Genomic DNA, 25,850 nt, shown 5'->3' with positions numbered 1-25,850 from the left:
TTTCGCGTTTTCCTGTGCAGGAACAAAAAGACATTTGCAAGCACTGCAGCTTTGTCACAATCCTATCCTATCAGGACCCTGTCCTCTTCCCGAGCAGGAGAATCGTGCATGAAGATTGCAGTCCTCGGCGGTGATGGTTTCGTCGGCTGGCCCACCGCCCTGCATTTGTCCGATGCGGGCCACGACGTTCACATCCTCGACAATCTCTCCCGCCGCTGGATCGACACGGAACTCGGCGTGCAATCTCTGACGCCGATGGATTCCATCCAGGAGCGCACGCGCATCTGGCACGCCGAAACCGGCCGGCGTATCCACTTCAATCTGATCGATCTCGCCCGCGACTACGAACTCCTGAAGAATTGGCTGGCGGAGCATCGGCCCGATGCGGTGGTCCATTTCGCCGAGCAGCGAGCCGCTCCCTATTCGATGAAGAGCGACAGGCACAAGAATTACACGGTCAACAACAACGTCAACGCGACCCACAACCTCCTCAATGCACTGGTCGAACTCGACCTCGATGCGCATCTCGTGCATCTCGGTACGATGGGCGTTTACGGCTATTCCACGATCGGGGCCGCGATCCCTGAAGGCTACCTGCCCGTCGGCATCGAGACCATGGGCGGAGAGACGGTGAACCAGGAAATCCTCTATCCTTCCAACCCGGGCTCCGTCTATCACATGACCAAGTGCCTGGATCAGCTGCTCTTCCAGTTTTATGCGAAGAATGACGGCCTCAGGATCACCGATCTGCATCAGGGCATCGTCTGGGGCACGCATACGGAACAGACGCGGCGTCATCCGCAGCTCATCAACCGCTTCGACTACGACGGCGATTACGGAACCGTCCTCAACCGTTTCCTGATCCAGGCAGCAATCGACTATCCGCTGACGGTTCACGGAACCGGGGGCCAGACGCGTGCCTTCATCCATATTCAGGACTCGGTGCGCTGCATCGAACTCGCGCTCAAGAACCCGCCGGCGCGCGGCAGCCGTGTCGAGATATTCAACCAGATGACGGAAACGCATCGCATCCGCGATCTCGCCGAGATGGTCGCACGCATGACCGGCGCGAAAATCGCCTGGCTTCCCAATCCGCGCAAGGAAGCGGCCGAGAACGAGCTCGTGGTGCAGAACGAGAAATTCCTCGCGCTCGGCCTCAATCCGGTTCGGCTCGAAGACGGACTGCTTTCGGAGATCGTCGATGTGGCGAAGAAATTCGCCTATCGCGTCGATCGCTCGCGCGTGCCGGCCATTTCCGCCTGGACGAAGGACATCGCCCCCTTGATCAACCACGATCCGGAGGGCAAGCGGCTGAAATCCGTTTCATGAGCCGCGTCTTCGCCAGTCCGGAGGGGCTCAGCCCCTCCTCTACGGTGACTGCGCGCCACGCTTTCGTGACGCTCGTCACCAATAGCGACTACGCGCTCGGTGCGCGGGCCCTGCTCAGATCGATCCGCCTCACCCGCACGCCCGCCGATATCGTCGTGCTCCACACCGGCGGGGTGGATGCCGCCGCTCTCGAGCCGCTGCGCGAATTCGACTGCCGCCTGATCCAAACCGACCTGCTGCCGCTCTCGGACGAATTCAACGCCCGACATCAACGCCGCAACGTGCATGAGCAGGCACCCTTCACCAAAGGACGCAAGCCCGATTTCCATTCGCCGCTCGACAATTTCTGCAAGATAAGGCTGTGGCAACTCGTGGAATACGAACGCTGCATCTTCATCGATGCCGACGCGATCGTGTTGCGCAACATCGACAAGCTGTTTTTCTATCCGGAATTTGCCGCGGCGCCGAACGTCTATGAGAGTCTCGCGGACTTCCACCGCCTGAACTCCGGCGTCTTCGTCGCCGAGCCGGCCGTCGCGACCTTCGAGAATATGCTCGCGGCCCTCGATGCGCCGGACGCCTTCTGGCCGCGCACGGACCAGACCTTTCTGCAAAGCTTCTTCCCCGATTGGCATGGACTGCCGGTGACGATGAACATGCTGCAATATGTGTGGTTCAACCTGCCTGAGCTTTGGGACTGGCGCTCGATCGGGGTGCTTCACTACCAGTATGAAAAGCCGTGGGAAAAGGATCATCCGCGCGCGGACGTGCTGCGCCCGCTGATCGATCTCTGGCACGCCTATCTGACCGGCAGGGAGATTCCGGATATTGCCGGTCTTCCCAATCCGCCGCAGGCGGGTCCGACGTCGCCATGACCCGCGTTCTCGTCTCCGGCGGCACCGGATTCGTCGGCCGCTTCATCGTCGAGCACCTGCTGGCAAACGGCTATGAAGTCACGGTCGGCGGGCGCTCTCCGCCCCCTGCTGGCCTGTATTCGCAACGGGTGTCCCATGTGCCGCTGCGTCTCGATGCGGATGCGGACCAGGCGTGCGCGTTCGACGATATCTATTATTTCGTCCATGCCGCCTTCGAGCATGTCGAGGGCAGATATCGCGGAGGAGAGGGTGATGACCCCCAGGGGTTCCGCCGCGCCAATCTCGACGGCTCCGTTCGCCTGTTCGAGGAAGCGCGCGCCGCCGGCGTACGCCGCTGCGTTTTCCTGTCGAGCCGCGCGGTCTACGGCGACACGGCGGCGCCGCCCCTTGTCGCAGAGACCTCACCTGCCGCTCCGGACACGCTCTACGGACAGGTAAAGCTCGCCACCGAGAACGCCTTGAAGTCGATGGCCGACCACAGTTTCGTCACGACGAGCCTGCGCGTCACCGGTGTCTATGGTCCCGCGGGCCCGGGACGAAAACACAAGTGGAGCGATCTCTTTTCCGATTACATTGCCGGCCGGCCGGTACCAGGGCGCATCGGCACGGAAGTCCACGGCGACGATGTCGCCCAGGCCGTCCGCCTCATGCTCGAGACCGAACCGGCGAGGATATCCGGTCAGGTGTTCAACGTCTCCGACGTGCTGACCGACAACCGCGAGATTCTCTCCTTTCTGCAAGCCGCAACCGGCTGTCCGCACCCGCTGCCGCCGGCAGCGGAAGCCGCCGAATTCAAGACGATGTCGACGGAGAAGCTGCGCGCTCTCGGCTGGATGCCGGGCGGAAGGGAAAGACTGGCTGCGACGATCCGGGAACTTGCGGGGAGACGGTGACCGGCAGGCGGATAGGGGGCGATTTCCACTCATCCGAGATCGACGACCACAATCTCCGGCGGCACGCCGAAACGGATCGGCGCGATGGAGCAGCCAAGGCCGCCCGAGACGATGAGGTTGCGATCATGCTCGACGATATGACCATAGGCGTACCGGTCACCGAAACGCGACGGCACGACGGGCGAGTGGCCGGCAAAGCGCACCTGTCCGCCATGGGTGTGACCGGATAGCGTCAATGCGACCCGCGAGGGCACCTTCGGAAAAATGTCCGGCTCGTGCGCGAGCAGGATCACTGGCGCCTCGTCCGTCACCTGTGCAAGCGTGCCATCGAGATCGTCGAGCCCACCCATCCACGCGCGTTTCCATTTCCGTCCCGGCAGGAGCGCAAGCTGGTCCTCGAGCCCTGCGAGCCAGAAAGGGAAGCCGCTCTTCTCAAGGCGGACCGCGCGATTGCTGTGCACCTGAATGCCGACCCCGGCCAATGCCCGATGGCCGAAGGTATCGCCGCCGCCGTTCTTCTGGGCCGTCATGTCTTCCCACCAATCATGATTTCCCATGATGGCATGGACGCCGAGGGGCGCCGTGAGGGTGGCAAGCGCCTTCGACCACTCGCTCGCATGGACATACCGCGTCACGAGATTCATCCCGGAAGCGTAGTCGCCGAGAAGGACTGTCACGTCGCCGCCGAGGTCGTTGGCGCGCTCGCAGATGGATGCGATGCGGCGCGCGGGCATCCAGGGTTCGCAGGCGTGAATATCCGCGAGCGCGACCAGGCGGAGCTTAAGGCCGGGCGTCCAGCCCGGTGGCGTCACGGCGTAGCGGGCCACCCTCAGACGCGCAAGCGGTTCGATGGCGAAGGCGTAGCTGCCCAGGGCCACGGCGCTCGCCAATCCACCGCCGAGGACCTTCATGAAGCCCCGCCGGGTGATCATTTCAGTCGTCCTCGAGCGTCAGCCGGAATTGGCTTGCCTCGACATCCCGTGGCGGATTGAGGCCGAGATGCTTCCAGGCATTCGCCGTGAGCACGCGACCACGCGGCGTGCGCTGGATGAATCCCTGCTGGATCAGATAGGGCTCGATGATGTCTTCGATCGCGTCGCGCGGCTCGGAAAGCCCGGCGGCGATGGTCTCGATCCCCACCGGCCCGCCGCCGAAATTCTGGGCGATCATCGTCAGATACCGCCGGTCGAGCTGGTCGAGACCCATGCTGTCGACGAGCAGCCGGGTCAGCGCCTCGTCGGCAATCTTCCGCGTCACGGCCTCCGCCCGTGCGACTTCGGCGAAGTCGCGCACCCGGCGCAGGAGACGGCCGGCAATGCGAGGCGTGCCGCGCGCACGGCGGGCAATCTCGCGCGCGCCTTCGTCGGTCATGCCGAGACCCATCAGCCGCGCGCCACGCCGGACGATCAGCTCCAACTCCTCGACCGTATAGAAATTGAGCCGCACGGGGATGCCGAAGCGATCGCGCAGCGGCGTCGTCAGCAGTCCGAGGCGCGTCGTCGCCGCCACCAGGGTGAACTTCGCGAGATCGATCTTCACCGAACGGGCCGCCGGCCCCTCGCCGATGATGAGGTCGAGCTGGAAATCCTCCATGGCCGGATAGAGGATTTCCTCGACGGCGGGATTGAGGCGGTGGATTTCATCGATGAAGAGCACGTCGCGCTCTTCGAGGTTGGTCAGCAGCGCCGCAAGGTCACCGGCCTTGGCGATAACCGGCCCGGAAGTCGAGCGAAAATTGACGCCGAGCTCCTTTGCCATGATCTGCGCCAGCGTCGTCTTGCCGAGCCCGGGCGGACCGACGAAGAGCACGTGGTCGAGCGCTTCGCCGCGGTTGCGCGCCGCCTCGATGAAAATCTTCAGATTGGCGCGCGCTTCAGCCTGGCCGGTGAAGTCGTCGAGCGTCTGCGGGCGCATGGTCGCATCGAGGTCTTCGCCTCGCTTTTCCGGCGCGATCAGACGTGCGGCTTCGCTCATGTCATTGCTTCCGTTTCGGGCTGTCCGCGGCCATAGGGGCACCGGCGTTGAGGCGCGGTCACCGTCGCTGCCGCGCTCAACCATAATAGCGGCGCCCGGATCAATCCAGCGAGAACGGCCAGCGTCCCTCTATTCCAATGCTTTTGTGGCCGCAGGAAGGCTCGCCGCTTCCTCACCGCGACAACTCCTTCAAGCCGAGGCGGATCAGCTTGGCGCTGTCGCCGCCCTCCCCGCCGTTTTTCAGCGCAGCCGCAACGGCATTGGCCGCCTGGTCTCGCGAATAGCCGAGATTGGTGAGCGCCGAGACCGCGTCCGCAACCGGCGCCGCGGCAACGCCTTCGCCGAGCTCCTGCTTCAGGCCGATCGACGGTGCCATCTCGCCGGCGAAGGCGGGAGCCTTGTTCTTGAGTTCGGTGACGATACGCACGGCAACTTTCGGACCCACGCCCGGCGCGCGCGAGATCGACGTCTTGTCCTGCAAGGCGATCGCGTTGGCGAGTTCCCCGGGGTCAGCGTAGAGAGCACTGCCAGCGCCACCTTGGATCCCACACCCTGAACGCTCTGAAGCAGGCGGAACCATTCGCGTTCCAACGCGCTCAGGAACCCGAACAGCTTCAGCTGATCCTCGCGGACATAGGTCTCGATGAAGAGAACGGCCGCCTCTCCGGCGCTTCCGAGCTTTCCGAGCGTGCGCGCCGAACAATGGGCGACATACCCGACCCCATGCACGTCGAGAACCACGTGATCCTCGCCGATCTCGTCTATCGTGCCCTTGAGCTTGCCGATCATCTGGTCTCTCTGGATGGTGTTGGTCCGTCGTCTTTGAAGAAATGCCGTTGCCCGGCCTAGCCCGCAAGCGCCGCAAGGCGGCTCGTCACCGCCTGCCTGTTATGGGCATGGCAGATGGCGATGGCGAGCGCGTCGGCGGCATCATTGCCTTTGAACTCGGCCTTGGGCATCAGCACCTTCAGCATCATGTGTATCTGCTGCTTTTCGCCGTGGCCAACGCCGATCACGGCCTTCTTGACGGCGTTTGGCGCATATTCCGCGACCCTCAAGCCCGCCCGGGCCGGCACCAGCATGGCGATGCCGCGCGCCTGGCCGAGCTTCAGCGTCGCCGTCGCATCCTTGTTGACGAAGGTCTGTTCGACAGCGGCCTCGTGCGGCTGATAGCCGTGCACCACCTCGGCAAGCCCGTCATGCAGCTGGCAGAGGCGGGAGGCAAGGTCCATCTCGCCATCGGAAGTGACGGTGCCGGAAGCGATGAAACGCAGCGAATTGCCGAGTGTTTCGATGACCCCCCAGCCGGTGCGCCTCAAGCCCGGATCGATGCCGATGATGCGAATCGTAGTCTGCATGCTTCACCCTATTTCGGTCGGCGCGACGCTGCCAGCAAAAAGTGAACAAAACAAAAACATTGCACAGAAATGGTCGCGCTTTGCCTAAAAGCGCCGGCGCACCCTTGGCGTAAGGAAACTTGAACCTACATTGCGGAAGATCAATTTCTCTTAATTGAAAGCCCCGCCATGATCCCCTTCTCCATTCTCGACCTGTCGCCGATCACCGAAGGGGGCAGCATCGCAGAGTCGCTCGAAAATTCGCGGCGGCTGGCAATCGCCGCGGAGGAGAACGGCTACGAGCGCTTCTGGCTGGCCGAACACCATGGCATGAAAGGCATTGCCAGCGCCGCGACTTCTCTCGTGATTTCGCATGTGGCTTCCGCCACGCGGACGATCCGCGTCGGCTCCGGCGGCATCATGCTTCCCAATCATTCACCGCTCGTCATTGCCGAGCAATTCGGCACGCTTGCGGCGCTTTACCCCGGCCGCATCGATCTCGGCCTCGGCCGCGCGCCCGGCACGGACATGAGAACGGCGCAGGCGCTCCGCCGCAACATGGAGGCGAGCGCCAACAACTTCCCAAACGATGTCGTCGAACTGCAGGCGTTGCTCGGCCCGGCGACCGAAGACCAGAAGATCATCGCCGTTCCGGGCGCGGATTCGAATGTGCCGATCTGGCTGCTCGGTTCGAGCCATTTCAGCGCCCATCTCGCCGGCATGCTCGGCCTTCCCTTCGCCTTCGCCTCGCATTTCGCGCCGGACATGCTGCTTTCCGCGCTCGAAATATATCGCGAGCGCTTCACCCCGTCGCCCCAGCTCGACAAGCCGCATATCATGGTGGGCGTCATGGGCGTCGCCGCGGACACCGACGATGAGGCGAACCACCTCTTCACCTCAATGCAGCAATCCTTCGTCGCGCTTCGCCGCAATGCCCGCGGGCGCTTTCCGCCGCCGGTCAAATCGATGGAGGGCCTCTGGAGCCAGGACGAGAAGATTTTTGTCGACCATGCAATGAGCTACGCGGTGGTCGGCGGCCCCGAGACGATCCGCCGAAAGATCGAGGCATTCGTGGATCTCACCAGGGCGGACGAGCTGATCGTCTCAATGCCGATCTTCGACATGGAAGCGCGATTGCGTTCGGTGAAGTTGTTTGCCCAAGCGCAACGCGATCTCGCCGCCGCCTGACGCGAACAGCAATTGACCCGCATCGCTCGGAGCGATGCGGGTCAATTGCATTGGGATGCTCCGGAGGCGCTCAGGCAGAAAGCTTCGCCAGAACCTCGTCGGAGACCTCGAAGTTCGAATAGACGTTCTGGACGTCGTCGTCATCTTCGAGATTGTCGATGAGCTTCATCAGCGACTGTGCCTTTTCCTCATCCACCGGCACGGTATTCTGCGGCTTCCAGACGGCCTTTACGGTCTCCGCCTCGCCGAGCGCGCCTTCGAGCGCCTTCGATACTTCGCCGATATCCTCGAAGCCGCAGGTGATGGTGTGGCCTTCCTCATCGGTCTCGACGTCGTCGGCACCCGCTTCGATTGCCGCTTCCATCACCTTGTCGGCGTCGCCGGCGGAAAGCTTGTAGGTGATTTCACCGACGCGATCGAAGGAGAAGGAAACCGAACCGGTTTCGCCGAGCGCCCCGCCCGCCTTGGTGAAGGTGGAGCGTACGTTGGAGGCGGTGCGGTTGCGGTTGTCCGTCAACGCCTCGACGATGACTGCGACGCCGCCCGGGCCGTAGCCCTCGTAGCGGACTTCTTCGTAATTCTCGGCATCGCCGCCCGCAGCCTTCTTGACCGCGCGCTCGATATTGTCCTTCGGCATCGACTGCGCCTTGGCGTTCTGGATCGCCAGACGCAGGCGCGGGTTCATCGTCGGGTCGGGAAGGCCGGTTTTTGCTGCGACGGTGATTTCGCGCGCGAGCTTGGAAAACATTTTGGAGCGCACCGCATCCTGACGGCCCTTGCGGTGCATGATGTTCTTGAACTGTGAATGGCCAGCCATGACGCCCTCTGCATGCGTGATTTCGGTGAGATCGGGCGCCTTATAGTTTCATTGCCGCGTCCAGTCCAGCAGGCGCGTCGTGTTTTCAGGAGACGGAAATGCGCTGCGGCGGTCCTCAAACACCCTGCAGGACATAGATGAGCGGTCTCCTCGGCAGGGAGCGCAGCGACACCTTCACGGAAGGCTCCGTGGCGAAGCGCTTGTCGAAGTCGTCTCCGAACATCGCCAGAAAGTTGTTGGTCATCGGCCTGTGCATCGGCAGGATCAGCGCCGAGCGCAGTCGCGAGACGACGCGGCTCATGCTCTCCGCTCCCATCGTCAGACCGCCGTCCACCGGCACCATGAGCACGTCGATCCGGCCGATTTGCCGGTAATGGCTTTCGTCGAGCTCGTGGTGCAGATGGCCGAGATGGCCGATGCAGAGCCCGGCAATCTCGAAAATGAAGATCGAATTGCCGTCCCGTTCCATTCCCTCGAAACCCGAACGGATATCCGTGGTCACATTGCGGATATAGGCGTCGCCGACGACGAGGTCATGATCCGCCGGCTCGCCGTTGTCGCCCCAGCCGTGCAGGACATGCCGGATCGCCGGATCCGGCGCCAGGGTGTAATGACTGGAATGGGCCCTGTTCATCGTCACCACCGTTGGCGGCGACGGAGTGCGGAACCAGCCGTTGTAGTCGGTGGCGATCGAAACTCCCCCGGCGTTTCGATCAGGAAGGTCGAATGACCGAGAAAGGTGATCGTCACCTCGCTTGTGTCGGCAGATGCCGCGGGAGCGGCGGCGGGGGCCGAGAAGCTGGCGAACGTCGCCGCCGGCGTGGCTGCCGCGATCGCTTGGCATTGGCTCACATGGGCTTCCGCCTGCTGCGCGTGCGCCGGTGTCGGCCAGAGCGCATGGATAATCCAGATGACGGTCACGGTGTAGGCAAGGTATCGCAGCAGCATCCTTCACCTCTCACATGTGCGGGAAGAAAAACTTGCTCTGGTACTCCGCCCGCATAGCGCATTGCTGCTCATGCCGGGCGGCACGCAGGATCATTCAAGGCCGCGATCGCGTCCAGCGTCTAACGACCGGCGGCCGCTCACAATTGCGTCATTGCCGATGCACTGGTCTCTTCACTCCCCCGGCGCCGGCGCCGGCGCGGCAGCCGGTGCACGCTTGCGCCGCAATGAGCGCAGGGCCACATAGAAGACCGGCGTCAGGAACAGGCCGAGGACGGTGACCCCGAGCATGCCGGCAAAGACCGCCGTGCCGAGCGACTGGCGCATTTCGGCGCCGGGTCCCGTGGCGATGACGAGCGGCACGACGCCGAGGATGAAGGCGAAAGCGGTCATCAGGATCGGCCGCAGCCTCAGCCGGCTCGCATCGATCGCCGCCTCGATCGGCGTCTTGCCCTCCTCCTCGCCCTGGCGGGCGAATTCCACGATGAGGATCGCGTTCTTCGCGGCAAGACCGATCAGGACGATAAGCCCGATCTGGGTCAGCACATTGTTGTCGAAGCCCCGGATCGAAACGCCGAGAAGCGCCGCGAGCACGGCAAGCGGCACGATCAGGATGATGGCCAGCGGCAGCACCCAGCTTTCGTATTGCGCAGAGAGCGCCAGGAAAACGAAGACCACCGAAAGCGCGAAGATGAAGACCGCAGTGTTGCCGGTCTGGCGCTCCTGCAAAGCGAGTTCCGTCCATTCGAAGGTGGTGCCCTGCGGCAGGATCTGACCTGCAAGTGCTTCCATCTTGTCCAGGGCGCTGCCCGTCGAAACGCCCGGCGCCGGATTGCCCTGAACGGGGACCGAGACATACATGTTGTAGCGCTGGACGAGCGCCGGTCCGCTCGTATCGCGGATCTCGACGAGCGTGCCGAGCGGCACCAGGGCGCCCGAGGCGGAGCGTACCTTAAGCGCAAGTATGTCCTCCCGCTCCAGCCGGAATTGCTGGTCGGCTTGGGCACGGACCTGATAGACGCGGCCGAAGGCGTTGAAATCGTTGACGTAGGACGTCCCCAGATTGATCGAGAGTGTCTCGAAAATATTGGGAATCGGCACGTTCAGCGCCCGCGCCTTGTCGCGATCGATCGCCAGGAAGAATTGCGGGCTGGAGGCCGTGAAGGTGGTGAAGACGCCGGTCAGCCCCTCCGTCTGGTTGGCCGCTCCCATCATCTGATGGGCGAGCCCGAGCGCCCGGCGCATGTCGGCGCTCTGGCGGTCCATGATCTGCATCTTGAAGCCGCCCGAATTGCCGATGCCTCGCACGGAGGGTGGCGGAACGGCGATGATGAAAGCCTCCTGAATGCCTTGCATCGCACCGAAGATCTGGCCGATGATCTGTTCCGCGCTCTGCTTTTGCTCGAGGCGTTCTTCGAAACTGTCGAAGGGCGTGAATATCACGCCGGAATTGGATGCATTGGTGAAGGTCGCGCCGTTGAAACCGGCAAAGGCGACCGCATCCTTTACGCCGGGTACCTCCCGGATAATCTCCGAGGCCCGCCGGACGACCTTATCGGTGCGCTCGAGAGAGGCACCGTCCGGAAGCTGAATGACGACGATGGCATAGCCCTGGTCCATCGTGGGTATGAAGCCGCGAGGCACGACCTGTGCCATGTACCAGGTGGCTCCGAGCAGGGCGACGAAGACGACGAGCGCCCCGGCTAAGGCGATCCGCGTCCTGACGAGGTGGCGCACCGTCCATGCATACCCATCGGCCATGCGGTCGAAGCCGCGGTTGAAGCCGTTGGCAAAACCGCGGCCGATCCGCGTCAGGGGATTGCGGCTCTCATGCTCGTGGTTCTCGTGCGGCCGCAACAGGATTGCGGCAAGCGCCGGCGAGAGCGTCAGGGAATTGACCGCGGAGATCACCGTCGCGACTGCGATCGTCACCGCAAATTGCAGGTAGAACTGCCCGGCAATACCCGGAATGAACGCGGTCGGCACGAACACTGCCGTCAGGACGAGCGAGATCGCGATGACCGCGGCGCCCACCTCGTCCATCGTCACATGCGCCGCCTCTCGCGGCGTCATCCCGCGCGCAAGGTTGCGCTCGACGTTCTCGACAACGACGATCGCGTCGTCGACCACGATGCCGATCGCGAGAACCAGGCCGAACAGCGTCAGCATGTTCAGTGAAAAGCCGAAGGCATAGAGAAGCGCGAATGTGCCGACGAGCGAAACGGGGATGGCGACGATCGGAATGATCGCCGTGCGCCACGACTGCAGGAACACGATCACGACCAGAGCGACGAGGAGCGCGGCTTCCCCGATCGTCTTGTAGACCTCGTCGATGGATTCCGAGATGAATTCCGTTGGGTTGTAGATGATCCTGTATTCGAGCCCTTCAGGAAAATCCCGCGAAAGTTCGGTCATCGTCGCCTGGATCGCGTCGGCCGCAGCGAGCGCATTGCTGCCGGGGCGGGAGAAGATGCCGAGCGCGACGGCGGGGCTGCCGTTGAGATAGCTGTTGGTCACGTATTCGCGCGCACCGAGTTCGATGCGGGCGACGTCCTGCAACTGGACGAGCCTGCCTTCTTCGGTCGCTTTGACGATGACGTAGCGGAACTGACGGGCGTCGCTGAAGCGGCCGTCGGTGGTCACCGTATACTGGAAGGCGCTGTCGCTCGACATCGGCGGACCGCCGATGGATCCGCCCGAGACCTGGACGTTCTGCTCGCGCAGCGCGGAGACGACATCGCCTGCAGTCATGCCGTAGGCGGAGAGCTTCTGCGGGTCGAGCCAGATGCGCAGCGCATATTCACGCTCGCCGAACAGAAGAACGTCGCCGACTCCGTCCAGCCGGACCAATATGTCGCGAATGCGCGTGCGGGCGTAGTTGGAAACATAAAGCTGGTCATAGCGGTCGTTCGGCGAAAGCAGATGAACGACCATCATCAGGTCCGGCGAGCTCTTCGTCGTGGTTACGCCGATGCGCCGGACTTCCTCGGGAAGCCGGGGCTCGGCGATCGAGACACGGTTCTGCACCAGCACCTGCGCCTGATCGAGATCGGTCCCGAGCTTGAAGGTGATCGTCAGCGCCATCGAGCCGTCAGCGGTGGCATAGGAGGACATGTAGAGCATGTTCTCCACGCCGTTGATCTCCTGCTCGAGCGGGGTGGCAACGGTATTGGCGACGGTCTCAGCATCCGCGCCCGGATAGGAGGCGCGCACGACGATGGTAGGCGGCGCGATCTCCGGATACTGCGCCACCGGAAGCTGGAAATAGGCGATGCTGCCGACGATCAGCAGAACGATCGAAAGCACCGACGCGAAGATCGGTCTGTCGACAAAGAAATGCGCGAACCTCATTGGGCATTCTCCGCCGATTGCGCGGCCTCGGGGGGCAGGACGATGAGCTCGGGCTTGACCTTTACGCCCGGCCGGACGCGCATGAGACCGTTGACGACGATCGTCTCCTCCCCGTCAAGCCACTGCGGATGACCCTGTAACCGTGGAGCCTGGGACCAAGACGCACCGGTTTGGTTGCGACGCTGCCATCCTCGCCGACCGTGTAGACGATGCGTTCGTTCTGGTCGGCGGCGATTGCCTCGTCAGGCACCAGAACCGCCCGGTAGGTGTTCGATCCCTCCACTTCTACGCGGCCGAACAGGCCGGGCTGCAGGATCAATTTGGGGTTTGCGAGGCGCGCGCGCACCCGCATCGTACCCGTCTGGTTGTCGACCCGGTTCTCCGCGAAGTCGAGCTTGCCCTCGAATGGCGGCTCGTTGGCGTCGGCGATCGTGACCAGCACCGGGATGGAGCCCGCCCCCTCCTGCAAAGCGCTGCCGCGGTCCCGAGCCGTACGCGCATAGGAGAGCAGCCGGCGCTCGTCGACGTCGAAATAGAAATCGATCGGATCGAGCGAGACGATCGTCGTCAGCACCGTCTGGTCCGCTTGTACCAGATTGCCGGGGGAAATGAGACGCCGGTCGACGCGTCCGCTCAGCGGCGCCGTGATGGTCGTGTAATCCAGATCCAGCTTTGCGCGCTCGACGGCCGCCTCGGCGCCGCGCACATTCGCCTGGGCCGCGAGCAGCGCACGGCGGTCGTCATCGAGCCTGGACACCGAGAGCGTGCCCGATCCCGCGAGCGATTCCGTTCGCTTGAACGTGGTCTCCGCGAAGACAAGGGTCGATCGCGCAGCCTCGAGCGAGGCTTCCGCCTGGGAAAGGGCGGTGCGGAACGGCCGCTGGTCTATGACGAAGAGCTTGTCGCCCTTCTTCACCATGGCGCCGTCGGTGAAGAAGACCTGATCGAGATAGCCGCCGACCCGTGCGCGGATCGCGACCTGGTCGACCGCTTCGAAGCGGCCGATGAATTCGTCGGCGTCGACGACATCGCGCACGACCGGTTTGGCGACGGTCACCGTCGGCAACTGCGCATCCTGCGCGCCTGCCGGGACCGAAACGAGAAGGGAGACGAAAAAGCCGGCGATGGCCGGCAGACGCCACTTTCGCAACATGCACGCTCTCCAGATATCTGAACGTCAGATCGCCGGCACCGGGACTGCAATTGGTGCGGCGCCTTTGGATACCGGAGCGCCACAGCGACTCTGTGCGCCCGACCGAGCTGCGACGCTATGGAACTCCGGCTGCATTACCTGCATGTTTCCCTTGATCGTTTTCGGTCAAAGGAAGACACATGCAGCAATCAAAATGCTGCAGCGACCTCTGCGCGTCTGAGGAACGCGCGGCGCTGTACGCCGGGATGAGCGAAAGTATGGGCGCCTCCGACCGCATCCCGTTTCAATTATTGGCATGGAAACTTACGAATAGCGGCCGCGTGCGGTGCGGCTCTCATTTTGGTCGCTAACCTGCCACCATTTGGCGGGTCTGTCACCCTTGAAAAAGGAGATCCGAACAGAGCGCCCGCATCCGGAAATGGATGCGCAGACGGAGGAAGCCCAGCCGCTCAAACCCAGAATTGCGGGATCGTCTCAGCTAGGCGCGGGCCGATCCTGAGCGGCGCGATCTTTTCCGCCAACCCCGTCCGGTCCGAAATCTCGATCCCGACGCCACAGATGGTCGCCGGGCCGGATGCCGCTTCGAAGCGACCCTTGGGCATCTTCGAGATGAAGCGGTTGAGCGGCTCTTCCTTGTCCATCCCCAAGGACGAGTCGTAGTCGCCGCACATGCCGGCATCGCTCATATAGCCGGTGCCACCGTTGAGTATCTGATGGTCCGCCGTCGGCACATGGGTGTGCGTGCCGACCACCAGGCTGGCACGCCCGTCGACGAAGTGGCCGAAGCATTGCTTCTCGCTCGTGGCCTCGGCGTGAAAATCGAAGACGACTGCATCGGCCTGCTCGCCGAGCGGGCAGGCGTCGAGGATCGCCTCGGCCGTCTTGAAGGGATCGTCGAGCTCGGGATGCATGAAGACGCGCCCCATGACATTGGCAACCAGAACGCGGGCGCCGTTTCGCGCGAAGAAGAGATTGGAACCGCGACCCGGAGTCCCGGCAGGATAGTTTGCCGGCCGCAGGAACTGATCGTGCCGCTCGCAGAAGACCACCGCCTCCTTCTGATCCCAGACGTGATTGCCGGTGGTCACTACGTCGGCACCGGCGCTGATCGTCTCGAGAAAGATGTCTTCGGTTATGCCGAATCCGCCGGCAGCGTTCTCGCCATTGACGATGACGAAGTCGAGCTTGAGATCGCTCACGAGTCCCGGGAGGCGCTCCCAGACGGCCATGCGGCCCGTCTTGCCCACCATATCCCCCAGAAACAGAAGTCGCATGCCGTTCAATCCCGCTTGGACCAAGGCAATCTGGATCGACTCCAATTCATGCACGTGGTCGGTTCAATGAATTTTAAGCAGGATGTGGCGGAATCCGCGCAAAATCCTCATCCCGCTCAGAAATGCCGAAAACCGCTCTCCGTCAATACGGCGTCCAGCGCCACGTCGTGCGGTTCAGCCGGCACTGATGCCACTTCCTGGCAGTCGAATGCAATCCCGATCAGGCGCGGCATGTGGCCTTTGCGGCGCAGCCGGTCGATCGCCCGATCATAATAGCCGGCGCCATAGCCGATCCGATGGCCCACGGCATCGAAGGCCGAGAGCGGTACGAGCATGATGTCCGGATCGACTTCCGGCGCATCGGGGCCGGGGCCGGTGGTGCCGAAGCCGGTTTCGACGACCGCGATGCCGTCGAGCAGTTCCCGGAAAACGATGGCCTTGCTGTCCAGGATCACCGGCAGGCAGAGGCGCGCACCGCGATCCCTGAGCCGCACCATCAGCGGCCGGACGTCGGCCTCCGAACGGATCGGCCAGAAGCCCGAGACGACGTGTCCGGGATCGAGCGCGATGACCTCGGCCGCATGATCGGCCATGGCAAGGCTCGCCTCGATACGCGCTTCCGCCGGCATGGCATCGCGGAGCGCCAGGCGCTCCTTCCTCAAAGCTGCTTTCAGATCCTTGGGTGACATCCAACCTTCCCCTGCGGGCGAATATTGCCGCGGTGATCAACCTCAACGCCATGCCATAGCGCAAAACGACCCCGAAGCGGAACCATGCGGGCGCCGCTTTCGCAATACTTCGCGACTCGTGCGTGTGCCACAATGGCTTAGGGATGCCAATTCTCGAAGGAAGTTGCCTCAGAGCATCCAGTGCAGATGCCGGACTGCGTCACGGTGGCGCCGGTCTTCCTCGCATCCGAGGCGATACGTGGCGGGGATAGCGGCGTCTGCCAGAAGGTGCCGGTCGCCGCGGCGGCTCACCAGCGCCCATTGCGTGCGAAGCGAAAGCCACAGCCGCCAGCGCGCAAGGGCCGTCGCAAGCGGCGGGGAGGAGCTTCTGACGGGCTGTGCTGAGACGACCAGAACGGGCATGGCGAGGACCTCGGAAGGATGGCGACAGGTCCATCTTTGCGCCGTCCTTGACATGTGACAAATGAATTGCAACCATGCCTGTCATCAGCATTTCTTATGGCAGCGACATGACCGCACCGCTCGACAGCGACCTGCTCAGAACCTTCCTGGCGGTGGCCGACACCGGCAATGTCACACGCGCTGCCGACATGGTGCGGCGCACCCAATCGGCCGTCAGCATGCAGATCCGCAGGCTTGAGGATCTCATCGGATCCGCGCTCTTCGAACGCCATTCGCGTGGCGTGATACTGACCGTTGAGGGCCGGCGCCTTGTCGACAATGCGCGCCGGATCGTTACCCTTCTCGACGATACGGCTGCGGCGATGCGCTCACCGGCGCTCGACGGGTCCGTCCGGATCGGGATTTCCGAGGAATATGTCAATTCCACCCTGCCGAAGGCGCTCGGCGCTTTCGCGGCCATTCATCCCGGCGTCGAAGTGACGGTGCGTCAGGAAACCTCCATGGCCAACTCGGCAGCGCTCGCGGCCGGAGAACTCGACATCGCCGTCGTCTTCGAGCCGGGCGGACGAACCCGCAGCGAGGTTCTGATGGTAAACCCAACCGTTTGGGCGACCTCCGAGCAGCATGGCACCCATTTGCGGCAGCCCCTGCCCATCGCGACCTATACTTATGCGGAAGGCGGCTGGTGCGACGACCTGGCCCTGCGCAGCCTGACGACCCGGAATATCGAGAACCGCGTCGCCTATGTGAGCCGCACGAGCGGCGGGCTCATCGCCGCCGTCGTTTCAGGCCTCGCCATTGCGCCCCTGTCGCGAAGCACCATACCGCCCGGCTGCCGCGAGCTTACCGAGGCGGATGGCTTCGGCATCATCGATATGTCGAATGTCGTGCTGCGGACGAGACGCGGGAACCGGTCGCCGACGGTCGACGCGATGGCGGATGCAATCCGCCGCGCGTTCCGGGCACCGAGCGAGAAGGAAAGGGAAGAAGTGCGATCCACGACGACCGATGGAGAGTTTACGATCCCGGGTACCTACTAGGTAGGTGGGCACCGTATGCCCGGACCCACGGGTCCGGCCAGGGACAGTTCCCTTGAGATCGTGTATGGCCCCGGGGATTGTGGTTCCTGTCGGGAAGCGCAGATCGCCCGGCAGATATAGAGCGTCCCGGGGCTTTTCACCAGAGCCGGATGCCGTGGAGCTGCATAATTTCTGCGAAATCGCAGGCCGGACTCAATTTGTCGGGGGAGTCGGCCGCCCGTTGAGCTTGGCGGCGATGTCCTGAATCTGCGCCGTCACTTCACCGAGCGCCGAGGCAAGCGCCTCCTCGCTTCTCGTGTGATCCGAAAGCGCGGTGTCGCGGCCCCTCTTCAGATCGTCCACTTCGGCCTCGATACTCTTCAGCCGGCGATTGACCTCGCTCAACTCGTCCATGACCATGATGCCTGCCATGACGGTGATCCTGAGGTCGCCTATTTCGCCGAACTGGGCCTTCAGATGGCCGACATACTGGTCGAACCTGGTCGCGAGGTCGCCGAGGTGCTCTTCCTGCCCTTCCTCGCAGGCCATGCGATAGGCCTTGCCGTCGATCGTTACCGTCACCTGCGCCATACGTTCAGAACCTCAGCGATCCAGCACCGCGCGAATGGTCTCCATCGCCGTCACGAGACGACGGGATACCTCGCGATTGACCTCTTCCAACCGGTTGGCGCGGAATTGGGATTGGTCGAGTTCCTGTGCCAGGCGAGACCGGTCCTCATTGACCCGCCTGACCTCGCCTTCGAACTCGCTCACATCCTTTTCCTTGTCGAAGCGGCCGTCGATCGCGATTTCAAGTGACTGAACCGCGTTGCGCAACTCGTCGATCGCCGCCTTGACCGTCTTTGCCGGCATGTCTTCCGATACCTCTCTAGGGGGAGCGGCTTCGCCCTGCCCTAAAACAAAGTGCGGAGCGCTTGCACCTTGCCTGGACGGGCCTCGCTCCAAGGCCGAATCGTAGAGCTTTCATCACTTCGGCCCTTTTCTTTTTTAAACCTATTACGCAAGTCTCAACAATGCCAAGCGCGGCATTGAACTGCGGAAGCTGTGGATGGTCGATTTCGCCTCCCGAACCGGCAACCGGCCGGCGGCGTTCCTGCCGTTCGAGAGACACCGCGCGGGGGCCGCCGCATTTGGTCGCGGAGGGCCCGTATTTATTGACTCGGCTCACGCACCTGCTATGTGTCTGCCGCTTCTCATGCGGTCTTTGGAGGATAGAGACCGTCCCCTGACCACCGAACGCAAACGGAACAGTCATGATCTCTCGCGAAAAACACGACCGGATGGCGAATGCAATCCGCTTCCTCTCCATGGACGCCGTCGAGAAGGCAAATTCCGGCCACCCCGGCCTCCCGATGGGCGCCGCCGATATCGCAACAGTGCTGTTCACCCGCTATCTGAGCTTCGACCCTAAAAACCCCGCCTGGCCGAACCGCGACCGCTTCGTCCTGTCGGCCGGCCATGGGTCCATGCTGCTCTATTCGCTGCTCTACCTCACGGGCTACGACGACATCACCATCGACGAGATCAAGAACTTCCGCCAGCTGGGTTCGCGCACGGCGGGCCATCCGGAATACGGCCACGCCGCCGGCATCGAGACGACCACCGGTCCGCTCGGCCAGGGCATTGCCAATTCCGTCGGCATGGCGATCGCCGAACGCAAGCTGCGCGAGGAGTTCGGCAGCGAGTTGATGGAGCATTATACCTATGTGCTGGCCGGCGACGGCTGCCTGATGGAAGGCATCAGTCAGGAAGCGATCGCGCTTGCCGGCCACCTGAAGCTCAACAAGCTGATCGTCTTTTGGGACGACAACAACATCTCGATCGACGGTCCGATCTCCATTGCCGACTCGACCGACCAGCACGCCCGCTTCCGCGCCAGCAAATGGCACACGATCGCCATCGACGGCCATGATCCCGAAGCGATCGCCGCCGCGATCGAGGAAGCCCAGAAGTCCGACAAACCGACCATGATCGCCTGCAAGACCGTGATCGGCTTCGGTGCGCCGAACAAGGCCGGCACGCACAAGGTCCACGGCTCCCCGCTCGGCGCCGAGGAAATCGCCGCCACCCGCAAGGCGCTCGGCTGGGAAGCCGAAGCGTTCACGGTTCCCTCCGACGTGCTCGACGCCTGGCGCATCGCAGGCCTGCGGTCGGCCAAGGCGCGCAAGGAATGGGAAGAGCGGCTCGAAGCCGCAGAGGCGGAGAAGAAGGCGCAGTTCGTCCGCCGCTTCTCCGGCGAGCTCGAAGGCAGCCTCGCCTCGGCGATCGGCGCCTACAAGCAGAAGCTTGCCGAGACCAAGCCCTCGCCGGCGACGCGAAAGGCTTCGGAGGATGCGCTGGAAGTCATCAACGGCGTACTTGCCGAGACGATCGGCGGCTCCGCCGACCTGACCGGCTCCAACAATACCAAGACGAGCCAGACACACTCCATCACCCCGGACGATTTCTCCGGCCGTTATATCCACTACGGCGTGCGCGAGCACGGCATGGCGGCCGCAATGAACGGCATGGCGCTGCATGGCGGCCTCATCCCCTATTCCGGTGGCTTCCTGATCTTCTCGGATTACTGCCGCCCGTCGATCCGCCTTGCCGCGCTCATGGGCATCCGCGTCATCCACGTGCTCACGCATGATTCCATCGGTCTCGGCGAGGACGGGCCGACCCACCAGCCGGTCGAGCACATGGCCGCGCTTCGGGCCATCCCCAACCTTCTGATGTTCCGCCCCGCGGATGCGACGGAGACCGCCGAATGCTGGCAGCTTGCCCTGGAAAACCGCAAGCGCCCCTCCGGTCTTGCGCTCACCCGCCAGAACCTGATGGCGGTGCGCACGGAATATGAGGAGCAGAACCTCTGCGCCCGCGGCGCCTATGACCTGATCTCCGCAAGCGATGCGCAGGTGACGATCTTCGCCACCGGCTCGGAAGTCGAGATCGCCGTCAAGGCCTGCCAGACGCTGACCGCCAAGGGCATTGCGACGCGCGTCGTCTCCGTCCCCTGCTTCGAGCTTTTCGCCGAGCAGAGCGAAGACTACCAGCAGGCAATCATCGGCACGTCGCCGGTCAAGATCGCCGTCGAAGCCGGCATCCGCCAGGGCTGGGACCACTTCATCGGCAATGACGGCATCTTCATCGGCATGTCGAGCTTCGGTGCTTCGGGCCCCTACAAGGATCTCTACAAGCACTTCGGCATTACGCCAGAAGTCGTGGTTGCGTCCGCCGAAGCCAAGCTGTCCTGATCAAGCCAGGAGGACATTCCCCGATGCCCTCCTTTCCACCCCACGCATTCTGACAGGGAGAGACCCGATATGACAGTGAAAGTCGCCATTAACGGTTTTGGCCGCATCGGCCGTAACGTTCTCCGCGCCATCGTCGAATCCGGCCGCACCGACATTGAAGTCGTTGCCATCAACGACCTCGGTCCGGTCGAGACCAATGCTCACCTGCTGCGCTTCGATTCCATCCACGGCCGCTTCCCGGCCGACGTGAAGGTCGACGGCGACGCGATCGTCATCAACAACGGCAAGCCGATCAAGGTGACCGCCATCCGCAATCCGGCGGAACTGCCGCACAAGGAACTCGGCGTCGACATCGCGATGGAGTGCACCGGCATCTTCACCGCCCGTGACAAGGCAGCCGCTCACCTGGAAGCCGGCGCCAAGCGCGTCATCGTCTCGGCCCCGGCCGACGGCGCGGACCTGACCGTCGTCTACGGCGTCAACCACGACAAGCTGACGAAGGATCATCTCGTCATCTCCAACGCATCCTGCACGACCAACTGCCTGGTACCGGTCGCCAAGGTGCTGCACGATGCCATCGGCATCGATCACGGCATGATGACCACGATCCACTCCTACACCAACGACCAGCCGTCGCTCGACCAGATGCACAAGGATCTCTACCGCGCCCGCGCCGCGGCGCTGTCGATGATCCCGACCTCCACTGGTGCGGCCAAGGCGGTCGGCCTCGTTCTGCCGGAGCTCAAGGGCAAGCTCGACGGTATCTCGGTGCGCGTGCCGACCCCGAACGTCTCGGTGGTCGACCTGAAATTCGTCGCCAAGCGCGAGACGACCAAGGAAGAGATCAACGCCGCCATCAAGGCTGCCGCCGACGGCCCGCTCAAGGGCGTTCTCGGCTACACGCTTCAGCCGAACGTCTCGGTCGACTTCAACCATGACCCGCATTCCTCGGTCTTCCACATGGACCAGACCAAGGTGATGGAAGGCAAGTTCGTGTCGATCCTGTCCTGGTACGACAATGAATGGGGCTTCTCGAACCGCATGGCGGATACGGCGGTTGCCCTGAGCAAGCTCCTCTAAGACCGATGTTCCGGGCCCTTTCCTCAACGACGGTGCGCTGGCGCCCGCTCGAAGGGGAAGGGCTCGAACATCTGACGCTCAGGACTTTCGACACATCGCTCGGCGCGGCCATCCGCGCCGAAAGCGTTCTCATCGGCGAACGCGGCGCAACGGCCTATGGCGTTCGCTACCGGATCGACTGCGATGCCGGCTGGCGCGTCTATTCCTTTCTCATAGAGACGACCCAAGGGCTGAGGCTGCACCTCATGTCCGATGGGCACGGCCATTGGCGCAAAGCAGACGGAACGGCCTTGCCGCAATTCGACGGTTGCGTCGATATCGACCTGGCCGGCACGCCCTTCACGAATACGCTGCCGATCCGCCGCCTGGGCCTCACCCGGCAATCCGGCACCGCCAGGCTCGACATGCTTTACGTGCCCTTCGACAGCTTCGAACCGACCGTCGACGGTCAGCATTACACCTGCCTCGACGACGGGAAGCTCTACCGTTACGAGGCGGCGGACGGCAGCTTCACGGCGGACCTGCCAGTGGACGAGGATGGCCTCGTCATCGACTACCCTACCCTATTCCAGAGACTATCACCGGAGACCATCTGATGACTTTCAAGACTCTCGACGATCTGACCGACATCGCCGGCAAGCGCGTTCTCGTGCGCGTCGATCTGAACGTGCCTGTCAAGGACAATCAGGTGACCGACACCACCCGCATCGAGCGCGTGGCGCCGACCATTCGCGAACTCTCCGAGAAGGGCGCGAAAGTCGTTCTGCTCGCGCATTTCGGCCGGCCGAAGGGCGAGCCCGTCGCCGGCATGTCGCTGAAGGCGATCGCCCCCGCCGTCGAGGAGATTCTCGACCAGCGCGTCTATTTCGCTGCCGACTGCATCGGCGACAAGGCCGCCAACGCCATTGCCGAATTGAACGACGGCGAAGTGCTGCTGCTCGAGAATACCCGCTTCCACAAAGGCGAGGAGAAGAACGATCCGGACTTCGTGACGGCGCTCGCCGCCAATGGCGACATCTATGTCAACGACGCCTTCTCCGCCGCCCATCGCGCCCACGCCTCGACCGAAGGGCTTGCTCATCACCTTCCCGCCTATGCCGGCCGCACCATGCAGACGGAGCTCGAAGCGCTTGAAAAGGGACTCGGCAATCCGAAGCGCCCGGTGGTTGCGATCGTCGGCGGCGCCAAGGTCTCGACCAAGATCGACCTTCTGCAGAACCTCGTGAAGAAGGTCGACGCGCTCGTCATCGGGGGCGGCATGGCCAACACCTTCCTCGCGGCGCAAGGAGTCGATGTCGGAAAGTCGCTCTGCGAGCACGATCTTGCGGAGACCGCCAAGGCCATCCTCGCGGCGGCCTCGGAAGCGGGATGCGCAATCGTTCTTCCGGTCGACGGCGTCGTTGCCCGTGAGTTCAAGGCCGGTGCGGACAACGAGGCCGTCGATATCAACGCCATCCCTGCCGACGCCATGGTGCTCGACGTCGGGCCGAAATCGATCGATGCCATCAACGAATGGATCTCCCGCGCCGAAACGCTCGTGTGGAACGGCCCGCTCGGCGCCTTCGAGATCGCGCCGTTCGACAGGGCGACCGTGGCAGCCGCGAAACACGCGGCATCCCGCACGCGCGCAGGCTCGCTCGTCTCCGTCGCCGGGGGCGGCGACACGGTCGCAGCGCTCAACCATGCCGAGGTCGCGGACGATTTCACCTATGTCTCGACCGCCGGCGGCGCCTTCCTCGAATGGATGGAAGGCAAGCCCCTGCCGGGCGTCGATATTCTCCGGCAGCGGAACTGAGCCCGGCTACGGTGCTCTGCATGCAAGGTGCGTCGCATTGAAGTACTCATGCGACGCGCCTATCGCCTCGATGACTAAATCCCGACAAGTTGCTCCAGATTCGAACGCCTCGTCGTGCAGGTAACATGCACCTTCGCGCCGGAACCAAGCCACCCGAAATAATTACGATATTTCAAACGATTAAAATTATTTAAATCGTTTTAGCTCGTTTTACTGCCATTTTCCCGCACGGTATCTTCTGTTAACGCGGCTTTGTTCCCGAGGCGCGAAAGACGGTTTTGCGCCTCGCTCCGAGATTGGTTTCATTCGCTGTTCCGATTGCTGATCAGCGCTGTGTGTAGGAGAAGAATATGAGCGAAAGACTGGAAGACATTGCGGTTGCCATGGTGGCAAACGGCCGCGGCCTGCTTGCGGCCGACGAGTCGACCGCGACGATCAAGAAGCGCTTCGACAGCATCGGCCTGGAGTCCACCGAGACGTCGCGCCGCGACTATCGCGAGATGCTGCTGCGCTCGGACGATGCGATGCGCGAGTATATCTCCGGCGTCATCCTCTATGAGGAAACACTGTTCCAGAAGGCTGCCGACGGCACGCCCCTCGCCGACGTCATCCGCAATGCGGGCTCGATACCGGGGATCAAGGTCGACACCGGTGCCAAGCCGATGGCCCATTTCCCGAACGAAACGGTAACCGAAGGCCTCGACGGGCTCGCCGCCCGCCTTGCCAGATATCATGAAGCCGGCGCCCGCTTCGCCAAATGGCGGGGCGTGATTGCGATTTCCGACGCTCTTCCGACCTGGGGCGCGATCAGGGCCAATGCCCATGCGCTCGCCCGCTATGCCGCGCTGTGCCAAGAGGCGAAGATCGTACCGATCGTGGAGCCGGAAGTGCTGATGGATGGAGCCCCCGGCGATCACTCGATCGAGCGCTCGGAAGAGGTCACCGAATGGGTCCTTCGCACCGTCTTCGAGGAACTTGGCGAACTCCGCGTCAGCCTCGAAGGCATGATCCTGAAACCGAGCATGGTGATCGACGGCAAGAAGGCGCGCAAAGCGTCCGTCGATGAGGTCGCCGAACGCACCATCAAGGTGCTGAAGCGCACCGTTCCGGCGGCTGTTCCCGGCGTCGCCTTCCTTTCCGGCGGCCAGTCGACCGAAGAGGCGACGGCGCACCTTTCAGCCATGAACGCGGCGCACGACCTGCCCTGGAAGCTTACCTTCTCCTATGGCCGGGCGCTGCAGCAGGAAGCGCTCAATGCCTGGGGCGGCAAGTCGGAAAACGTCGCGGCCGGGCAGCGCGCCTTCGCCCATCGCGCCAAGATGTGCAGCCTCGCCGCCAAGGGAAGCTGGACGAAGGACTTCGAAAAAGCCGCCTGAGCGCCAGAATAGTTAGAGGGAGCGAGGAGAGACCCGGTGACAGCGATGCCGCCGGGCCTTTTTTATGGCGCCGCCTTGCTGCCTCGACAATTGTCAGGGAGACAAGTTCGCTGTTCAGCGGCGCCGGCGACGACTTTAAATCTACGCCATCTGCGACCGACCGGAGGGCACCATGAACACCGTCTCCTTCATTACCGTCGACGTCTTCACGACCGACCGTTTCGCCGGCAATCAGCTTGCCGTCATCCCGGATGCACGGGTCTTGAGCGACGCCCAGATGCAGGCGATCGCCACGGAGTTCGGCTATTCCGAAGTCACCTTCGTCCTTCCGCCCGAAAATCCGGAGAACACCGCGCGCGTGCGCATCTTCACGCCGACGACCGAAGTGCCTTTCGCCGGCCACCCGAATGTCGGCACGGCCTTCGTGCTCGGCCGGCAACGGGAAGTCTTCGGCCGCAAGCCGGGCGGCGCATTGCGTTTCGAGGAAAAAGCGGGCCTTGTCGAAGTGACTCTTCTCGGCAGTGACGGCATCGTCACGGGCGCAAGGATCGTCGCCCCGCAGGCGCTGCAAATCGGACCCGCCATAGACGCCGCGACGATTGCCGCCTGCGCATCGCTGCGCCAGGACGACCTCGTCGACCGAACTCATCCGCCGGTGCGCATTTCGGTCGGCCTGCCCTTCGCGGTCGCCGAGGTGCGCGACGTCGATGCCCTTTCGACAGCGCGGCCGAACGTCTCGGCCTTCGAGGAGGCGAATAGCCGCTATCCGCTTGCGGAAGACAGCTTCAGCCTGTTTCTCTATGGCCATACGCGCGAGCGGCCCGGCCATATAAGGGCACGCATGTTCGCTCCGCTCGACAACGTCATCGAGGACCCGGCAACCGGCAGCGCTTCGGCGGCGCTCGGCGCTTACCTCGTCTCGCTGCTTCCCGAGGCCGACGCGAAGGCCGAACTCGTCATCGAACAGGGCGTGGAAATGGGCCGCCGCAGCCTCATCACGGTCGGTGTCGACAAGAGGAACGGCACAGTCCGCAACGTCAGCGTCTCGGGCGACTGCGTTTCGGCGATGCGCGGGGAGATCTTGATCTGATCGCCG

The 25,850-nt window shown here is 63.2% G+C and carries 21 protein-coding genes, 1 other RNA gene and 4 pseudogenes; 11 read left to right on the top strand and 15 right to left on the bottom strand.

The window, feature by feature from the left end:
• Positions 1–108: 108 nt before the first annotated feature.
• Genes N0Q91_RS03945 through N0Q91_RS03935 form a run of 3 tightly spaced genes read left to right on the top strand, consistent with a single transcriptional unit; the run spans position 109 to position 3,097 of the window.
• Positions 109–1,329, top strand: a complete 1,221-nt coding sequence (locus tag N0Q91_RS03945) for an NAD-dependent epimerase/dehydratase family protein (RefSeq protein WP_275597382.1) — start codon at positions 109–111, stop codon at positions 1,327–1,329.
• A complete protein-coding gene (locus tag N0Q91_RS03940; RefSeq protein WP_275597381.1) occupies positions 1,326–2,204 on the top strand; it encodes a glycosyltransferase in 879 nt (292 codons plus the stop codon). Before N0Q91_RS03945 ends, N0Q91_RS03940 begins: the two co-directional genes overlap by 4 nt.
• On the top strand, positions 2,201–3,097 hold the full coding sequence (locus N0Q91_RS03935) for an NAD-dependent epimerase/dehydratase family protein (RefSeq protein ID WP_275597380.1): 897 nt from the start codon (positions 2,201–2,203) through the stop codon (positions 3,095–3,097). The genes N0Q91_RS03940 and N0Q91_RS03935 overlap by 4 nt, the downstream gene beginning before the upstream one ends.
• 29 nt (positions 3,098–3,126) lie before the next feature.
• On the opposite strand, the gene N0Q91_RS03930 is transcribed toward N0Q91_RS03935, so the two are convergent.
• The 4 genes and pseudogenes from N0Q91_RS03930 to ruvC all read right to left on the bottom strand — a co-directional run bounded on the left by N0Q91_RS03930 (position 3,127) and on the right by ruvC (position 6,429).
• Positions 3,127–4,029: a metallophosphoesterase gene (locus N0Q91_RS03930; protein WP_275597379.1), complete on the bottom strand. Its 903-nt coding sequence runs from the start codon at positions 4,027–4,029 to the stop codon at positions 3,127–3,129.
• Position 4,030: 1 nt separating this feature from the next.
• Positions 4,031–5,071, bottom strand: coding sequence for a Holliday junction branch migration DNA helicase RuvB (gene ruvB, locus N0Q91_RS03925; RefSeq protein ID WP_100672977.1), 1,041 nt, complete (start codon positions 5,069–5,071; stop codon positions 4,031–4,033).
• A 172-nt stretch (positions 5,072–5,243) separates the two neighbouring features.
• Positions 5,244–5,860: pseudogene (ruvA, locus tag N0Q91_RS03920) on the bottom strand (Holliday junction branch migration protein RuvA).
• Positions 5,861–5,916: 56 nt separating this feature from the next.
• On the bottom strand, positions 5,917–6,429 hold the full coding sequence (gene ruvC, locus N0Q91_RS03915) for a crossover junction endodeoxyribonuclease RuvC (protein WP_275597378.1): 513 nt from the start codon (positions 6,427–6,429) through the stop codon (positions 5,917–5,919).
• A gap of 168 nt (positions 6,430–6,597) precedes the next feature.
• On the opposite strand from ruvC, the gene N0Q91_RS03910 reads away from it, so the two are divergent.
• On the top strand, positions 6,598–7,596 hold the full coding sequence (locus N0Q91_RS03910; protein ID WP_275597377.1) for an LLM class flavin-dependent oxidoreductase: 999 nt from the start codon (positions 6,598–6,600) through the stop codon (positions 7,594–7,596).
• 70 nt (positions 7,597–7,666) lie between these two features.
• Here N0Q91_RS03910 and N0Q91_RS03905 read toward each other — a convergent pair whose 3' ends face one another.
• The 8 genes and pseudogenes from N0Q91_RS03905 to N0Q91_RS03870 all read right to left on the bottom strand — a co-directional run bounded on the left by N0Q91_RS03905 (position 7,667) and on the right by N0Q91_RS03870 (position 16,474).
• A complete protein-coding gene (locus tag N0Q91_RS03905; RefSeq protein ID WP_010970171.1) occupies positions 7,667–8,413 on the bottom strand; it encodes a YebC/PmpR family DNA-binding transcriptional regulator in 747 nt (248 codons plus the stop codon).
• Between the two features lie 115 nt (positions 8,414–8,528).
• Positions 8,529–9,361: pseudogene (locus tag N0Q91_RS03900) on the bottom strand (MBL fold metallo-hydrolase).
• Between the two features lie 171 nt (positions 9,362–9,532).
• Positions 9,533–12,709 (bottom strand): efflux RND transporter permease subunit, encoded by a 3,177-nt coding sequence (locus tag N0Q91_RS03895; RefSeq protein WP_275597376.1) that lies wholly within the window; start codon positions 12,707–12,709, stop codon positions 9,533–9,535.
• Positions 12,706–13,862, bottom strand: a pseudogene (locus N0Q91_RS03890) (efflux RND transporter periplasmic adaptor subunit). Before N0Q91_RS03890 ends, N0Q91_RS03895 begins: the two are co-directional and overlap by 4 nt.
• A 449-nt stretch (positions 13,863–14,311) precedes the next feature.
• Positions 14,312–15,136: a TIGR00282 family metallophosphoesterase gene (locus tag N0Q91_RS03885; protein ID WP_013844839.1), complete on the bottom strand. Its 825-nt coding sequence runs from the start codon at positions 15,134–15,136 to the stop codon at positions 14,312–14,314.
• 116 nt (positions 15,137–15,252) lie between these two features.
• The gene (locus N0Q91_RS03880; RefSeq protein WP_026168795.1) at positions 15,253–15,825 is read right to left on the bottom strand and encodes a 5-formyltetrahydrofolate cyclo-ligase; all 573 of its coding nucleotides are present in this window, start codon (positions 15,823–15,825) and stop codon (positions 15,253–15,255) included.
• 168 nt (positions 15,826–15,993) lie between these two features.
• Positions 15,994–16,227, bottom strand: coding sequence for a hypothetical protein (locus N0Q91_RS03875; RefSeq protein ID WP_100672971.1), 234 nt, complete (start codon positions 16,225–16,227; stop codon positions 15,994–15,996).
• A 94-nt stretch (positions 16,228–16,321) separates the two neighbouring features.
• A complete protein-coding gene (locus tag N0Q91_RS03870; RefSeq protein ID WP_234819246.1) occupies positions 16,322–16,474 on the bottom strand; it encodes a hypothetical protein in 153 nt (50 codons plus the stop codon).
• Here N0Q91_RS03870 and N0Q91_RS03865 point away from each other — a divergent pair.
• Positions 16,416–17,126 (top strand): annotated as a pseudogene (locus tag N0Q91_RS03865) (LysR family transcriptional regulator); the annotation flags it as partial. The gene N0Q91_RS03870 and the pseudogene N0Q91_RS03865 sit on opposite strands and share 59 nt — an antisense overlap.
• A gap of 90 nt (positions 17,127–17,216) precedes the next feature.
• Here N0Q91_RS03865 and ssrS read toward each other — a convergent pair.
• The 3 genes from ssrS to N0Q91_RS03850 form a co-directional block, all read right to left on the bottom strand.
• Positions 17,217–17,375: non-coding RNA, 6S RNA (gene ssrS / locus N0Q91_RS03860), on the bottom strand.
• Between the two features lie 84 nt (positions 17,376–17,459).
• Entirely contained in the window at positions 17,460–17,837 is a 378-nt protein-coding gene (locus N0Q91_RS03855; protein WP_018096827.1) for a cell division protein ZapA, read from the bottom strand.
• A 12-nt stretch (positions 17,838–17,849) separates the two neighbouring features.
• Positions 17,850–18,119 (bottom strand): DUF4164 domain-containing protein, encoded by a 270-nt coding sequence (locus N0Q91_RS03850; protein WP_018096826.1) that lies wholly within the window; start codon positions 18,117–18,119, stop codon positions 17,850–17,852.
• Positions 18,120–18,520: 401 nt separating this feature from the next.
• Between N0Q91_RS03850 and tkt the strand changes: the two genes are divergently transcribed.
• The 6 genes from tkt (at position 18,521) to N0Q91_RS03820 (ending at position 25,844) form a co-directional block, all read left to right on the top strand.
• Entirely contained in the window at positions 18,521–20,503 is a 1,983-nt protein-coding gene (gene tkt, locus N0Q91_RS03845) for a transketolase (protein ID WP_018096825.1), read from the top strand.
• 69 nt (positions 20,504–20,572) lie between these two features.
• Positions 20,573–21,583, top strand: a complete 1,011-nt coding sequence (gap, locus tag N0Q91_RS03840) for a type I glyceraldehyde-3-phosphate dehydrogenase (protein WP_018096824.1) — start codon at positions 20,573–20,575, stop codon at positions 21,581–21,583.
• Positions 21,584–21,588: 5 nt separating this feature from the next.
• Positions 21,589–22,179 carry a putative glycolipid-binding domain-containing protein gene (locus tag N0Q91_RS03835; RefSeq protein ID WP_275597375.1) on the top strand — a complete coding sequence of 197 codons (591 nt, stop codon included), beginning with the start codon at positions 21,589–21,591 and terminating at the stop codon, positions 22,177–22,179.
• Positions 22,179–23,378: a phosphoglycerate kinase gene (locus N0Q91_RS03830; protein ID WP_018096822.1), complete on the top strand. Its 1,200-nt coding sequence runs from the start codon at positions 22,179–22,181 to the stop codon at positions 23,376–23,378. The genes N0Q91_RS03835 and N0Q91_RS03830 overlap by 1 nt, the downstream gene beginning before the upstream one ends.
• Before the next feature lie 350 nt (positions 23,379–23,728).
• Positions 23,729–24,754, top strand: a complete 1,026-nt coding sequence (locus tag N0Q91_RS03825; protein ID WP_275597374.1) for a class I fructose-bisphosphate aldolase — start codon at positions 23,729–23,731, stop codon at positions 24,752–24,754.
• 172 nt (positions 24,755–24,926) lie between these two features.
• A complete protein-coding gene (locus N0Q91_RS03820) occupies positions 24,927–25,844 on the top strand; it encodes a PhzF family protein (RefSeq protein ID WP_275597373.1) in 918 nt (305 codons plus the stop codon).
• Positions 25,845–25,850: the final 6 nt, after the last annotated feature.

Source organism: Sinorhizobium prairiense (assembly GCF_029201645.2).
Taxonomy (GTDB): domain Bacteria; phylum Pseudomonadota; class Alphaproteobacteria; order Rhizobiales; family Rhizobiaceae; genus Sinorhizobium; species Sinorhizobium meliloti_A.
The sequence above is the reverse complement of the archived record's forward strand: the minus strand, read 5'-3'. Positions and strand labels throughout refer to the sequence as shown.